The organism is Bacillus sp. AY3-1, from assembly GCF_008368785.1.
In the GTDB taxonomy this organism is placed as follows: domain Bacteria; phylum Bacillota; class Bacilli; order Bacillales; family Bacillaceae_G; genus Bacillus_A; species Bacillus_A wiedmannii.
This window is the reverse complement of record NZ_QORZ01000007.1, coordinates 1-13,294: the sequence shown is the minus strand read 5'-3', so window position 1 is coordinate 13,294 and position 13,294 is coordinate 1. Positions and strand designations below refer to the sequence as shown.

The window sequence follows — 13,294 nt, the reverse complement described above, 5'->3', positions numbered from 1 at the left end:
ATGCTCCCCCTTATTTAACCGTTAATGTTATATTGTCAATTAATCGTACATTCTCAAATTTAACTGCAATTGCTAAAATGATTCGTCCTTCAATTTTATCTATTACTTGTAGTGAAGGATAGGCATATAAATCAGCATAATCTACAGTGCCTTTCGTATACGTCTCAATATACTCTTTCACAAGAGTTGTAATGATTTCTGCATTACGTTCGCCTGCTTCAATTCTTTCTTTCGCTATACATAGACTGCGGTATAAATGAGGAGCCGCTTCACGCCCTTCTTGTGATAAATACACGTTACGAGAACTTTTCGCTAATCCATCTATTTCCCTTACAATATCCACTGGTACGATCGTAACCGGAATATTAAAATCAGCGACAAATCCTTCAATGACAGCAACTTGCTGTGCATCTTTCATACCGAAATAAGCACGCGTTGGCAATGTAATATTAAATAGTTTCATTAGTACAGTCGCAACACCAGCGAAATGACCAGGTCTTTGTTTGCCACATAATACATCGGTACGTTTCACAACTGCTACTGTTGTCGTTTGTTCTGCTGGATACATTTCTTCTACGCCCGGATAAAATAAATAATCTACACCGTTTTCTTTTGCTACATTTTCATCTCTATCAATATCACGAGGGTATCGATCTAAATCTTCATTTGGCCCAAACTGTAGTGGATTGACAAACACGCTTAAAACTACAATTTCATTTTCTGCTCTTGCCTTACGTAATAAAGTCGCATGACCTTCATGTAAATAACCCATCGTTGGAACAAAACCAATACTTTTTCCACTTATACGAAGTTCGTTTGTAATTTGCTGCATCTCTTGCACTGTAGTTACGATTTTCATTATTGTTTTCCTCCGTATAACGCTAAGCATTCTTTCTCTTTCATTGTGAATGAATGTTTTTCTTCTGGAAATTGTCCTGTCTTTACTTCAGTAACGTATTGTGAAATCCCTCGCACAATCTCCTCTTGAACAGACGTATATTGCTTCACAAATTTCGGAACACGATTTACGCCGTATGAGATAAGATCATGATAGACAAGTACTTGCCCATCTACTTTTTTCCCTGCTCCAATTCCAATCGTCGGAATTGTTAGTTGCTTCGAAATTAATTCCGCTAACTGCATTGGCACACATTCTAACACAAGCGCTATCGCACCAGCTTCCTCACATCTCTTCGCATCTTCTATTAATTTTTTTGCACTTTCAGCATCTTTTCCTTGTACTTTATACCCACCTAGTACTCCTACAGATTGAGGAGTTAAGCCTAAGTGTGCCACGACAGGAATTCCCGCATTCGTCAAGTAATGAATTGTTGATACCACTTCCCCTGCACCTTCTACCTTCAGTGCATGAGCACCACTCTCTTGAACAATGCGGCGTGCATTCACCATCGTATCTTGAGGCGACACATGATACGACATAAATGGCATATCAGTTACAATAAACGTCTCTTTCGCTCCTCGGCGTACAGCTTTCGTATGATGAATCATATCCTCTACTGTTACAGGTACTGTTGAATCGTAGCCGAGCACAACCATCCCAAGGGAATCTCCAACTAGAATCATATCAACTTCAGCTTCTTCTGCTAACTTAGCAGATGGATAATCATACGCCGTTAGCATCGTAATCGGCTCACCTTGCTCTTTCATCTTCAAAAAATCTGTTTTTGTTTTCAAAAACTACTCCTCCTTTATACAGGAGAGAGGAGATGGCCGAAATCATATAAAAAACCCCTCTGGCCATAAAAGGGCAGAAGGGTTGTGTGTTAGTCGGCATTATTCATCCCTCTGTCCCAGTCCGTTATTGGATCAAGGCAGAATCCAAGTTATTATTTTTCGTATTGCTTCGAATCATGGTGCAGTTCGCTCTGATACTGCCCACATTCGAACTAATTATAGCAAACTACAAAAAGGAATTACTACATTTTTTTGAAAAAATAATTTTCATTCTTATTACGGTATGTGAAATTTTCGTGAATAACTCAATTATAGAAAGATAAACAGCTTTGTTTACATGCATAGTATAACTCTTAAAATAATGATGCAGGTTAATTAAGGAAACATACTTACAAAAGGAGAATTGCGAATGTCTATGATTAAATGGTTATTTTGGTTCATCGTTTTTCTTATGATGCTTATGGGGGTTACAACTTTAAATTCCCCCAATGTATTTGCCTCAATGAACGTCGTAACACAACCTATTGAGTCAGCGAAAGTGATGGAAGTCGAGCTAAACGATGATTACTTTCGTCCAAACGTCATCACGATTCCAATTGAAGAATCAACAACATTGCTATTGAAAAATAAAGGTAAAAGCGAGCACACCTTTACAGTAAAAAAACTTGGAATTGACGTCGTTGTCGAGCCAGGAAAAGAAAAAAACATTACTGTGAAACCTAAAAATACTGGTACATATGAATTAATATGTCGGTACCATCTCCTTAAAGGAATGGAGGGCAAAGTAATCGTCAAATAAGTAGCAAGCCCCGACGGACGATATTTTGAAATGAAATTTAAATATTAAATGAATGGATTATCATGTTACATAGTCAATCCCAAATACGGAAATAAAAAAGAAGTTCCAAAAAGGAACTTCTTTTACTTAATTTCGATATCCGCAGAATGAATGTGATGTACTTTCCCTTCATGATCCTCCAGAAGCAATACACCATCCTCTGTAATTCCTTTTGCTACCCCTATAATTGTCTCTCTCATCGTTCGAGCGGTAATTTCTTTCCCGATGCTCACAGCGTAACTTTCCCAAAGAATTTTAATAACAGAGAAACCATTTTGTAAATACTCTTCATATAATTTTTCTAGTTGTAAAAAGATTTGTTGCATAAGCTCTGCACGAACAATTGGCTTACCAGATTCAATCGCTAAAGAAGTAGCAATATGCTGAATTTCCTCATCAAAATGTTCTTGCTTTTGATTCGCATTAATACCAATACCCATAATGACAGCATTAATTTTATCAGGATCCGCCTGCATTTCTGTTAATATACCTACAGCCTTTTTACCTTGAATTAAAATATCATTTGGCCATTTTATTCCTACATTTACACCCATGCACTTTTCAATTGCTTGTGCAACGCTAACAGCCGCTAACAAAGTAAGTTGTGGTGCATGATGAACCGGGATTGATGGACGTAAAATAATACTCATCCAAATTCCTGTTCCTTTTGGTGAATACCATTTCCTGCTTAAACGACCTCTGCCTGATGTTTGTTCTTCTGCAACAACAATCGTTCCTTCTTCTGCACCTTCATAAGCAAGTTTTGCTGCAATATGCTGCGTGGATTCAACAGTTTCTTCAAAATATACCGTTCTACCAATATGTTTCGTTTGTAACCCTAACTGAATTTCATTAGCAGTCACTTTGTCTGGCTTCCCCGCAATGCGATAACCTAATCGACGCACAGCTTCAAGTTCATATCCCTCATTCCGAAGGTCCTCCATATGTTTCCACACAGCGGTTCTTGAACAACCAAGTTTATCACTAATCGTTTGGCCAGATACAAACGCGCCATCCGCTTCCGAAAAAACTTGCAATAACTGCTTTCTTATAGTAGATTGCATTCTTGCAGCCACTCCCTTATACACTCTTTCTCATTAACTACGTTTCCTTGTACGATTGCTTCCTCAATTTTTTGAATCATTTCAGCCACCCACGGACCGGGCTTTTTATTTGCCCAGTTTAATAAATCATTCCCAGTCACATTCATTTCTTGGCGACTCTTGATTGGCAATGCTTCAAACAACGTTTGTACTCGTTTAACAGATGTATGATCATAGCTTTCAATCATCGCTTCATATACTCTTTCTGCCATTTCAGCGATATGAATTCCCGTTTTATAAAGAAGAACTGTATCCCAATCCTTCTCCTTTCTCGTACGGATTGTTAATAAAACTGCAACGATATCTTTTATTTTTTTATTCGAAAACTTCCATTGACGTAAAAAGACAGATGGATGCTCTTCTCCAATACAATATAAGAAAAATGCCCATGCCTCAATGTCCGTTTCAAAAGAATCCCAGTTATACTGCGTAGCTTTTAACAATCTCTCTTCTGACATTTGTAAATATGGTAGATGAGAAAATAGCTTCGTTTCTACTAATTCTTGCAAGCCCTTCACGCAATATGTACCAGTTAACAGTTTCTCAAACTCCACTGTAATTCGCTCAATTGCAATATGTTCCAGCAAATGTCCATATGTTTCAATTGCTTGTTTCGTTTTCATTTCTAAAGAAAAACCTAACGTACTTACGAAACGAATACCACGCATCATTCGCAGGGCGTCTTCTTGAAAACGATCCGCAGCATTGCCAACTGTCACAATTTCTCTCTTTTGAATCGCTTGTTGTCCAGCAAATAAATCAACCATTTCGCCTTCTTCTGTCATCGCAATTGCATTCATTGTGAAATCACGACGTTTTAAATCCTCTTCTAATGAACGAACAAATTGAACGCTACTAGGTCTTCGAAAATCTTCATATTCGCTCTCTGTTCGAAAAGTGGTTACCTCATAAGGTTCACCATTTTCTACCACAATTACAGTTCCATGCTCAAGACCAACAGGAACATGTCTTGGAAATATAGCCATCACTTCTTCTGGTAAAGCAGATGTCGCAATATCAATATCTCCAATCGGCCTATCGATAATAAGATCTCGTACGCTTCCGCCGACAAAGTAGGCCTCATGTCCTTGTTGCTTTAAAGTCTCAATAATAGAACTAGCTTTTTTAAATCTTTCCATTTTTGTCATCCCTTAGTACATCATAGTAAATCGTTTCATATTGTGAGACGATTTTTTCAGAGCGGAACTGCTCGTAAACACTTGCTCTTGCTCGCTCTCCCATATTACGGTGAAGTTCTTCATCCTTTAATAGCTGAATGGCTTGATTTGCCACTCCTGCTGGATTGCCAACTTCACATAAATATCCTGTTTCACCATGTTGAATGACTTCTGGAATACCTCCAACCCTTGTTCCGATACAAGGCACACCACACGCCATCGCTTCTAATAAAACAAGACCAAAACTCTCCTTCTCTGATAGAAGCAACATTAAATCACTCATTGCAAGTAGCTCTGCAACATTATCTTGCTTCCCTAAGAATAAGACGCGATCTTCAATATGTAAATTTTTCACTAGCTGTAAAATCGTGCAAAATTCTGGTCCATCTCCAACAAGAAGCAACTTCGCATCTACTTCTGTAACAACTTTAGCAAATGCCTGAACAACATCTTGCACGCGTTTCACTTTACGGAAATTTGAAATGTGAATGAGTATCTTTTCACTCTCACTTATACCGTATTCTTTCTTTAATTGAGACATATCACGCTTGAAATATACACGCTCGTCTATAAAGTTATATACCGTTTGAATGTTTTTATTTGGTTTTACAAGCTCATGCGTTTCGCTAATCAATGAATGCGAGACAGCCGTCACAACATCAGATTGCTCAATACCAAAACGAATTAAATTATTTAGCGAAGGGTCGGAACCTAACACAGTAATATCTGTTCCATGCAAGGTTGTAACAATTTTAATACGCTCCCCAATCATTTGTTTTGCTAAATAAGCACAAATGGCATGTGGTATTGCGTAATGCACATGTAAAATATCTAGGTTCTCTCTTTGTGCAACCTCTGCCATTTTACTCGCTAACGCTAAATCGTATGGTGGATATTGAAATACAGAGTATTGACTTACCGTCACTTCATGAAAATAAATGTTTGGATACACTTTATTTAATCGGAATGGTAAACCCGATGTAATAAAGTGAATTTCATGCCCGCGTTCCGCTAATTGCTTTCCTAATTCTGTTCCAACAACTCCAGAACCACCTACAGAAGGATAACATGTAATACCTATTTTTAATTTCATTTACATCCCCCTACTAAATCAGCATGTAATAAAACCGGTTTCTTACTCTTAAATCCCTCGGCATATAAGACTCCAACTTCTTTTCCAAACATTTTCTCTCGAGCGACCACAGTTTCAACGTAACCTTCTGTTAACGGCGTTTTCACACCATCACTACCTGTTAAAAACTGACTTTCATACGCTTCTAATGCTTCCACTTTTATAGAAAGGTACTCACTTATATCTATACAAAAATTCGGTTTATGAAAACCATTAATCATATAATAATAAAAAGACTCCACGCGATGTGGCGAAACCTCTGGCATATATTTACGAATTCCCGCTGAAAAAATAGCTTCTTCCACAAGTTTTGCACAATTTGCATGATCTGGATGACGATCTTCATAATACGGCGCAAAAACTAGTTTTGGTTTATATGTACGAATCACCTTTACAATTTCACGTATATACTCTTCTTTCATATACAAACCACGGTCTGGCATCGCTAAATTCAGTCTCGTTTTTACTCCCATTATACGAGCTGCCGCCTTTGCTTCTTCTTTTCTCAATTCTATCGTTCCATTAGAAGAAAGGTCAGCTTCTGTTAAATCACAAATACCTACTTCATACCCTTGCTTCGTATATTTAGCAATGGTACCAGCCATGCCGATTTCAACATCATCGGCATGAGCACCAAACGCTAATATATGTAATCCACTCATAATTGTTCCCCTCATTTTCTAAACTTGCGGTAATCTAAATCTCCTCGCTCTAATGCGTGCATTAACATTTCAGCACTTGCCATATTCGTTGCAAGTGGAATCGCATATACATCACATAAACGAAGCAATGCATTTACATCTGGTTCATGCGGCTGAGCAGTTAGTGGATCTCGGAAAAAAATCACCATATCCATATCGTTTTTTGCAATCATGGCACCAATTTCTTGATCGCCACCAAGAGGACCCGACTGAAATCTTGTTACAACTAAACCAGTTGCCTCCATAATACGAAGTCCTGTCGTCCCTGTTGCAAATAATTCATGTTGTTCAAAAATTGGTTTATATGCGTATGCAAACGAAACCATGTCATCTTTCTTTTTGTCATGTGCGATTAAGGCAATTTTCATCCGTTGTCTCCCCTTTAGTCGATAATATTTTCTAAACCGTACACAAGATGATCTAGATTCATTACTGTATCAATTGATAGTTTTACACCCGACATAAATGATGCACGATTGAATGAATCATGACGAACCGTTAACATTTGTCCATCTCCACCAAACATTACTTCTTGGTGTGCAATAAGTCCTGGTAAACGTACACTATGAATGTGAATGCCGTCTACATTTGCACCACGAGCACCTTCTAGTTGTTCTACTTCATTCGGATGACCTTGCTGCTTTGATTCACGGTTTTGACGAATTAATTCTACTGTTTTTACTGCTGTACCAGATGGTGCATCTAATTTTTGATCATGATGCAATTCAATTACTTCAACATCTTGGAAGTACTTCGCTGCCATTTGTGAGAATTTCATCATAAGAACTGCACCAATTGCAAAGTTTGGAGCGATAATTGTTCCCACTGCTTTTTCTTTCGCATTCTCTGTTAATTGTTTTAGTTCTTCTTCTGTAAATCCAGTTGTACCAATAACAGAACGAAGTCCACGCTCAACTGCTAGTGTAACGTGTTGTTTCCCAACTTCTGGTGTTGTTAAATCTAACAACACATCTGCTTCTACTTCCTCTAAACAAGTATGTAAATCGGTGTAAATAGGTGCATCTAGCGCAGGCATGCCCGGTAAATCAGAGATTTTCTCTCCTCCATGCTTATAATCCACTGCCGCTACTAAATTAAAATGTTCCGTTCTTTCCATAAGAAGGACTGCTTCATGCCCCATTCGCCCTCTTGGTCCAGCGATAATTACTTTAATTTCTTTCATTATTCTTTCTCTCCCTCATCAATACGTGTCCAGCGATCTTTATCACGTGTATTAAATTTATTCATTACAATGTTATGTGCTGTTTCTAAATCAATATTTAAACTATTTGCCATACAAATCATAACAAATAATACATCTCCAAGCTCTTCTTCAATACTACGTTCTGTTTCAGTTGTTTTCTTCGGTTTCTCTCCATAATAATGATTTACCTCTCTTGCAAGCTCCCCCATTTCTTCCGTTAAACGAGCCATCATTGCAAGTGGACTGAAATAACCTTCTTTAAACTGACCAATATATGCATCTACTTCTTTCTGCATATCCTTCATCGTTTTTGCTTCCATACAATTCACCTCTAATCCTTCCTCTTTCATGTTAGCCAATTCATCGCGATTTGACAAATATTATTCCCTGCAAAACACCTATTTGCGCCCCCTTTTTAGATAGAGTATAATAAAGTGAAACTTTCTTTTGCGGTTTTTGCAAAAGATTAGTTGAACCAATCGGGCTCTTATGGCTGGTTTGATCTCACTTCACTGCTTTACCCTCTACCAGCCGTTAGAGCGGGGTAAAGTGAAACTTTCTTTTGCGGTTTTTTATAGCCTTCACTATTTTTACTAAAAGCTAGAAATTACTTATCATTATGTTTTACCGTATCAGCGGAGCAATGCCATTTACATAATTAGGAGGATTTCTATATGACATCAAATTTGAAGATTCGAAATATCATTTTCATTTTAATCGGTTCCGCTATTTTTTCTTTCGGTATTGTGAATATCAATATTGAAAATCACCTTGCAGAAGGTGGATTTACCGGTATTACACTATTATTGTATTTTCTATTTAAGTTTGATCCTTCTTATTCAAACTTAATTTTAAATATCCCTATATTTTTTATTGGTTGGAAGTTACTTGGAAGAACGACATTTATCTATACACTAATCGGCACCTTCAGCGTATCTTTATTTCTATGGATTTTTCAACGTTACGAAGTTCTCAACTTACATTTAAACTTACAAAATGATATGACACTCGCGGCTTTATTCGCCGGGGCATTTATCGGTGTCGGTCTTGGAATCATATTTAAATATGGCGGGACTACTGGCGGTGTAGATATTATCGCAAGACTCGCTCATAAATATGTTGGCTGGAGTATGGGGAAAACGATGTTTATGTTTGATGCTATCGTCATTATCGTCTCTATTCTTACCTATTTATCATACCGCGAGGGCATGTATACGTTAGTTGCTGTTTTTATCGGGGCGAAAGTCATTGATTTTATGCAAGAAGGAGCCTATGCGGCAAAAGGAGCAACTATTATCTCAGATAAAAACGATGAAATTGCTGCCAAAATTTTATCTGAGATGGAACGCGGAGCTACTTTTTTAAAAGCTGTTGGATCGTATACAAAAGTGGAACGGAACGTATTATATTGCGTTGTTGCTAAAAATGAAATCGTGAAATTAAAAAATATTATTACTTCTGTAGATCCTCATGCCTTTGTTGCTGTAAGTGATGTACATGATGTAATTGGTGAAGGTTTTACGTTAGATGAAAATAAAAATCCTTTACATACATAAACGCAACTAGAAAAGCTCTCTAGCTTTTCTAGTTTTTTATTACATATTTTTTAAGTTTCTCTAAATCCTCATAAATAAACTCCAATAAACTCCTATTATAAAAAATGGAAGCAGGATGAAAAGTCGGGAAAATATGATATTCTTTCTCTGACCATGTAAACTCTGCACTTTGCATATCCTTTAATTTTTGAATGGGCTGTATTAATAATTGTCCGTGCACATCTGTAATTTTTTTATTTTTCCCCGTTAAACGTTGAAGGCCGATATTTCCAAGCGTGACGATAAGCTTCGGGTTTATTTTCTCTAATTCATAATCTAACAAAGGGGCATGGGCAAGTATTTCTCCTTGATTTGGCGTTCTATTATACTTTTTCTGTATGATTTCACCATTTCGTTCTTTTTTCTCTCGCCACTTATATGGTCTACTTCGAACAGCGCTCGTGATATATACTTCTTCCCTTTTAACTTGAATACGCTCTAAAAAATCCATTAGTTGTTTTCCCGCCCTCCCGCTAAACGGAATCCCATTATGAATTTCTGTTTCACCAGGCGCTTCTCCTAACAACATAAATTTCGGATTTTCAGGACCTTGTCCACTTAAGAAACCTTCTAGCTGATAAGGAGCACTTTGTTCTTTCACTTGTTTTACTAAATGGCTTGGATATTTCATTTTCCCCACCGCCTTTCCGTATTACTTCTATTATTTCTATTTGCAATACATTATATAATTCAATCCACAAAACAAAAAAGACTATCAAAATTGATAGTCTTTAGTCGTCGCTACGCTGCATACCAGTATACATTAATACGAGACGTAATAATTCAAATACTGCTACAGCTGCAGCCGCTACATATGTTAATGCTGCCGCATTTAATACTTTACGAGCTTGGCCATATTCATCTGTTGATACGATACCTAACGCTTCAATTTGTTGCATTGCACGCTTTGATGCATCAAACTCAACTGGTAATGTAACGAGTTGGAACACAACACCTGCTGCCATTAAAATAATTCCTAATAACAATAGTTTTGACATTGTCGCAAATATACCAATCATAATAAATACCCATGATATATTCGATCCAAAATTCGCCACAGGCACTAACGAATGACGAATACGCATAAAGTTATAGTCTTTTGCATCTTGAATTGCGTGTCCTACTTCGTGTGCTGCTACTGCTGTACCAGCAACTGAATGACCGTAATAGTTATCTGTTGATAATCGAACTGTTTTGGCAGTTGGATCATAATGGTCTGATAAATGACCTGGTGTTTCTTCTACTGCTACGTTGTATAATCCATTTTCATCTAAAATCTTTCGAGCCACTTCCGCTCCTGTCATACCTGATGTTGAATAAACTTGTGAATACTTGCTATAGGCACTACGTACTTTTGACTGTGCATACAACGGTATGATCATTATGATCGCGAAGTAAATTAAATAAAACATCATGAACCTTTGAACCTCCATTGAAGTTTTAATTATAGTACTTCTCATTCTATTTTCTTCTGACATCATTGTCAATGAATAAACCTTACAATTCATATCTTTATTTATTGCATTATCTATTTTTAGAGTGTACATTACTTTTTCTTTTTTCTCTCTCTCCTTTATACTTTCTCCATCCAACATAAGTTAATGTGAATAAAATAAGACCTCCAGTAATTGTCATAAACCAAATGAGAGAGGGTGCAATTTCATCTTTTTTTACTGTGTGAAATATTTTTTGCAAATCCCCTTTAATGATTCCTAATTGCATTTGCCCACCTTTCGTTTTTAACATAACGTTACGAAATTCATCCAAATAAGATAAATGGGCATTTACACGCTGCACTTCGTTTTCTGGCAAAGCAATCATTAAGCTTGGATAAATAATATTAAATTCATGTAAAAATGTGTTTAACGTTTGTTGAAACTGTCCCGTATCTTCTTTTTTCATCGCTTTTTCCATTTGAGAAAAGGCACCCATTACTTTTTTTTCTCTTTCCATCCAAAGTGGTTGATATTTCGACACTTTCGCATCAACAGCGAGCTGTAGGGCTAACACATTATCAATTTTAACTTGTTTACCTAAATCTGTTTCCGCGAGTGATTGTTTCGCCTTGTCGTAAGCTAAAGAAATAACTCTAACTTGATCTGGCGTTACTTCTTGCTTCTTTTCATTCCCCTTTATGACAAACTGCTCCGAGAAATGTTGTAATACTTGTACTGCTTTTTCATCTTCATTACGCTTCACTAATTGTAATGAGTCGTCTAACAACCCTGTTAGTTCACTCCACTCTTCAGCATATATACGTAACGGAAACATTATAATTAGAAATGCTATCAATCCAATTAATGTTCTCTTCATCACGGTCCCCCCTATAACTACTAGTACAAAATATGTTAATTGGGACAAGAATAGAACAGAACTGGACCGAAAAATATATTATCGTTTTACAAACAAAAAAATTCTCTTTAAACAGAGAATTTTTCCTTTGAAATCCTTTTCTTTTTTACGAAATATCTATACAAGCTGTAACAAAGTATGCTGCCACATAAAATAAATAATAAAATTGCACACGCAGCATGCATAAAGAATTCTTCTGGTAACATTAATATAATTGGATCCGTTTCAATATCAAACATCCAATAATCATTACTGAATAACAGCTTATGGAATAATACAAAACTCTTTTCAAAATTAATAGCGATCGGTAACATGAGCGCGATCGGTAAGATAATTGTTAAAATTGATCCGTGCAGTAAAAACTTTTCATTTTTCTTTTTTAATAAATAAATCCCGCCTATTATTGCAATCATAATTGTCGCATACATTACATATTGAATCTTTACTAAAATATTTTTAACATCTACAAAATGAATACGGCCATTTGTAGACATATCTAATGTTGGCAGCTGCAATGCTCCATCATAAAACGGCGATAAATATGTAATAAGCACATCATAATTTCTTTTAATATCATCCTTCGTCATATCCGCTAAATCTGGAATGTTTAAAAAATCAATTTCAAAATAATATAGCCATTTTCCGTATACAACCGCCGTTGTTGCGAGTGCAAATATAGAAAATGCTATACTATATGAAACAACTATAGTAATCAATCGATCCAATATTTTTGTACCACTCTTATTTTTCTTCATTTTCTCCCCCTACATGTTCTAACTATCATAAAGAAAACTGTTTTCGGTTCTCACGCAAGCAATAATAATACGTAAGACATAGTGTGACGATGCTTAGCCAAAACGTAAAGTAACCAATTTCTTCTACAAACAAATGCATAATTCCATATCTCGGCATTTGCCAAAATAAATAATCAATTGCATCATTATGTAATGTCCATATAGCTGCTACCGCAAAATGCCATTTTTTTATACGGTAAAACGGTGCATATAACAATCCTTGTACTGCCATCGCAAAGTGCGAAAGCATTAACATATACCCCATAAGACCAATAGGACCTTTTACATAGATCATAATTGCATTTACAACAACAGCCCATATACCATATTTCATTAAAGTAACAATCGCTAGCGCCTCTATTAATCCCCAATTTCTCTTTCTTAAAAAAGCAATTAAAACAAAGACAAAAAAGAGACTCGCCATCGGGCTATCGGGTACAAACGGCCAAAATATAGGTGAGGTTTCTTTTAATTGATTTCCATACCATATAAATCCGTATATTGTACCTAATATGTTAACAACTAATAAAAATAATAATATAGAGCGTTGTCTTAACATTGCATACAAATAAACCAAGCTGTATGTCCAACACCTTTCAAACAAAGTCATTCTTTCCTCAAACTCTACTCTATTATATAGTAAACTTTCTTTCATCAAAATAAAAAGCTGACTACAAATTTTTGAAGTGAACCCCGAAAACG

At 36.4% G+C, this 13,294-nt stretch carries 16 protein-coding genes; 2 read left to right on the top strand and 14 right to left on the bottom strand.

The genetic code is table 11. The features are described 5' to 3' along the window. Nucleotides 1-10: 10 nt before the first annotated feature. Entirely contained in the window at nucleotides 11-859 is an 849-nt protein-coding gene (panC, locus tag DN389_RS03750; protein WP_098191000.1) for a pantoate--beta-alanine ligase, read from the bottom strand. Next, the gene (gene panB / locus DN389_RS03745; protein ID WP_098190999.1) at nucleotides 859-1,695 is read right to left on the bottom strand and encodes a 3-methyl-2-oxobutanoate hydroxymethyltransferase; all 837 of its coding nucleotides are present in this window, start codon (nucleotides 1,693-1,695) and stop codon (nucleotides 859-861) included. The genes panC and panB overlap by 1 nt, the downstream gene beginning before the upstream one ends. Nucleotides 1,696-2,104: 409 nt before the next feature. Here panB and DN389_RS03740 point away from each other — a divergent pair, with 409 nt between their 5' ends. Further along, nucleotides 2,105-2,494 (top strand): cupredoxin domain-containing protein, encoded by a 390-nt coding sequence (locus DN389_RS03740; RefSeq protein ID WP_098190998.1) that lies wholly within the window; start codon nucleotides 2,105-2,107, stop codon nucleotides 2,492-2,494. Nucleotides 2,495-2,616: 122 nt separating this feature from the next. On the opposite strand, the gene DN389_RS03735 is transcribed toward DN389_RS03740, so the two are convergent. The 7 genes from DN389_RS03735 to DN389_RS03705 are packed head-to-tail and all read right to left on the bottom strand — an operon-like array spanning nucleotide 2,617 to nucleotide 8,171. After that, the gene (locus tag DN389_RS03735; protein WP_060489622.1) at nucleotides 2,617-3,597 is read right to left on the bottom strand and encodes a biotin--[acetyl-CoA-carboxylase] ligase; all 981 of its coding nucleotides are present in this window, start codon (nucleotides 3,595-3,597) and stop codon (nucleotides 2,617-2,619) included. Continuing rightward, complete coding sequence (locus tag DN389_RS03730; protein ID WP_060489620.1) at nucleotides 3,582-4,775, bottom strand: CCA tRNA nucleotidyltransferase; 1,194 nt, start codon at nucleotides 4,773-4,775, stop codon at nucleotides 3,582-3,584. The genes DN389_RS03735 and DN389_RS03730 overlap by 16 nt, the downstream gene beginning before the upstream one ends. After that, nucleotides 4,762-5,907: an N-acetyl-alpha-D-glucosaminyl L-malate synthase BshA gene (gene bshA / locus DN389_RS03725; RefSeq protein ID WP_046955215.1), complete on the bottom strand. Its 1,146-nt coding sequence runs from the start codon at nucleotides 5,905-5,907 to the stop codon at nucleotides 4,762-4,764. The genes DN389_RS03730 and bshA overlap by 14 nt, the downstream gene beginning before the upstream one ends. After that, nucleotides 5,904-6,608, bottom strand: coding sequence for a bacillithiol biosynthesis deacetylase BshB1 (gene bshB1 / locus DN389_RS03720; protein ID WP_000015668.1), 705 nt, complete (start codon nucleotides 6,606-6,608; stop codon nucleotides 5,904-5,906). The genes bshA and bshB1 overlap by 4 nt, the downstream gene beginning before the upstream one ends. Before the next feature lie 11 nt (nucleotides 6,609-6,619). Next, on the bottom strand, nucleotides 6,620-7,015 hold the full coding sequence (gene mgsA, locus DN389_RS03715; protein ID WP_046955216.1) for a methylglyoxal synthase: 396 nt from the start codon (nucleotides 7,013-7,015) through the stop codon (nucleotides 6,620-6,622). 14 nt (nucleotides 7,016-7,029) lie between these two features. Then, nucleotides 7,030-7,830, bottom strand: a complete 801-nt coding sequence (gene dapB / locus DN389_RS03710; RefSeq protein ID WP_088121739.1) for a dihydrodipicolinate reductase — start codon at nucleotides 7,828-7,830, stop codon at nucleotides 7,030-7,032. Next, nucleotides 7,830-8,171, bottom strand: coding sequence for a nucleotide pyrophosphohydrolase (locus tag DN389_RS03705; RefSeq protein ID WP_001992677.1), 342 nt, complete (start codon nucleotides 8,169-8,171; stop codon nucleotides 7,830-7,832). The genes dapB and DN389_RS03705 overlap by 1 nt, the downstream gene beginning before the upstream one ends. 354 nt (nucleotides 8,172-8,525) lie before the next feature. Here DN389_RS03705 and DN389_RS03700 point away from each other — a divergent pair, with 354 nt between their 5' ends. After that, on the top strand, nucleotides 8,526-9,407 hold the full coding sequence (locus DN389_RS03700) for a YitT family protein (protein ID WP_098189738.1): 882 nt from the start codon (nucleotides 8,526-8,528) through the stop codon (nucleotides 9,405-9,407). Between the two features lie 28 nt (nucleotides 9,408-9,435). Here DN389_RS03700 and DN389_RS03695 read toward each other — a convergent pair whose 3' ends face one another. From DN389_RS03695 to lhaT, 5 genes are all read right to left on the bottom strand, one after another. Beyond that, entirely contained in the window at nucleotides 9,436-10,077 is a 642-nt protein-coding gene (locus DN389_RS03695; protein WP_046955218.1) for a uracil-DNA glycosylase, read from the bottom strand. Between the two features lie 100 nt (nucleotides 10,078-10,177). Then, entirely contained in the window at nucleotides 10,178-10,861 is a 684-nt protein-coding gene (locus DN389_RS03690) for a zinc metallopeptidase (protein ID WP_075308939.1), read from the bottom strand. Between the two features lie 109 nt (nucleotides 10,862-10,970). Then, nucleotides 10,971-11,759: a sporulation protein YpjB gene (ypjB, locus tag DN389_RS03685; protein ID WP_000831596.1), complete on the bottom strand. Its 789-nt coding sequence runs from the start codon at nucleotides 11,757-11,759 to the stop codon at nucleotides 10,971-10,973. A gap of 107 nt (nucleotides 11,760-11,866) precedes the next feature. Then, nucleotides 11,867-12,553 (bottom strand): lipoprotein intramolecular transacylase Lit, encoded by a 687-nt coding sequence (gene lit, locus DN389_RS03680; RefSeq protein WP_000739736.1) that lies wholly within the window; start codon nucleotides 12,551-12,553, stop codon nucleotides 11,867-11,869. 25 nt (nucleotides 12,554-12,578) lie between these two features. Continuing rightward, the gene (gene lhaT, locus DN389_RS03675) at nucleotides 12,579-13,169 is read right to left on the bottom strand and encodes a lipoprotein heptaprenylglyceryl N-acetyltransferase LhaT (RefSeq protein WP_000262813.1); all 591 of its coding nucleotides are present in this window, start codon (nucleotides 13,167-13,169) and stop codon (nucleotides 12,579-12,581) included. Nucleotides 13,170-13,294 lie beyond the last annotated feature (125 nt).

What these genes read in the sequence shown, in the direction of transcription:
- bshB1 (WP_000015668.1), bottom strand. Translation starts at nt 6,608, where the DNA reads ATGAGTGGATTACATATATTAGCGTTTGGTGCTCATGCCGATGATGTT.
- mgsA (WP_046955216.1), bottom strand. Translation starts at nt 7,015, where the DNA reads ATGAAAATTGCCTTAATCGCACATGACAAAAAGAAAGATGACATGGTT.
- ypjB (WP_000831596.1), bottom strand. Translation starts at nt 11,759, where the DNA reads ATGAAGAGAACATTAATTGGATTGATAGCATTTCTAATTATAATGTTT.
- DN389_RS03705 (WP_001992677.1), bottom strand. Translation starts at nt 8,171, where the DNA reads ATGGAAGCAAAAACGATGAAGGATATGCAGAAAGAAGTAGATGCATAT.
- DN389_RS03700 (WP_098189738.1), top strand. Translation starts at nt 8,526, where the DNA reads ATGACATCAAATTTGAAGATTCGAAATATCATTTTCATTTTAATCGGT.
- DN389_RS03740 (WP_098190998.1), top strand. Translation starts at nt 2,105, where the DNA reads ATGTCTATGATTAAATGGTTATTTTGGTTCATCGTTTTTCTTATGATG.
- DN389_RS03695 (WP_046955218.1), bottom strand. Translation starts at nt 10,077, where the DNA reads ATGAAATATCCAAGCCATTTAGTAAAACAAGTGAAAGAACAAAGTGCT.
- dapB (WP_088121739.1), bottom strand. Translation starts at nt 7,830, where the DNA reads ATGAAAGAAATTAAAGTAATTATCGCTGGACCAAGAGGGCGAATGGGG.
- panC (WP_098191000.1), bottom strand. Translation starts at nt 859, where the DNA reads ATGAAAATCGTAACTACAGTGCAAGAGATGCAGCAAATTACAAACGAA.
- DN389_RS03735 (WP_060489622.1), bottom strand. Translation starts at nt 3,597, where the DNA reads ATGCAATCTACTATAAGAAAGCAGTTATTGCAAGTTTTTTCGGAAGCG.
- DN389_RS03730 (WP_060489620.1), bottom strand. Translation starts at nt 4,775, where the DNA reads ATGGAAAGATTTAAAAAAGCTAGTTCTATTATTGAGACTTTAAAGCAA.
- DN389_RS03690 (WP_075308939.1), bottom strand. Translation starts at nt 10,861, where the DNA reads ATGATGTTTTATTTAATTTACTTCGCGATCATAATGATCATACCGTTG.
- lit (WP_000739736.1), bottom strand. Translation starts at nt 12,553, where the DNA reads ATGAAGAAAAATAAGAGTGGTACAAAAATATTGGATCGATTGATTACT.
- bshA (WP_046955215.1), bottom strand. Translation starts at nt 5,907, where the DNA reads ATGAAATTAAAAATAGGTATTACATGTTATCCTTCTGTAGGTGGTTCT.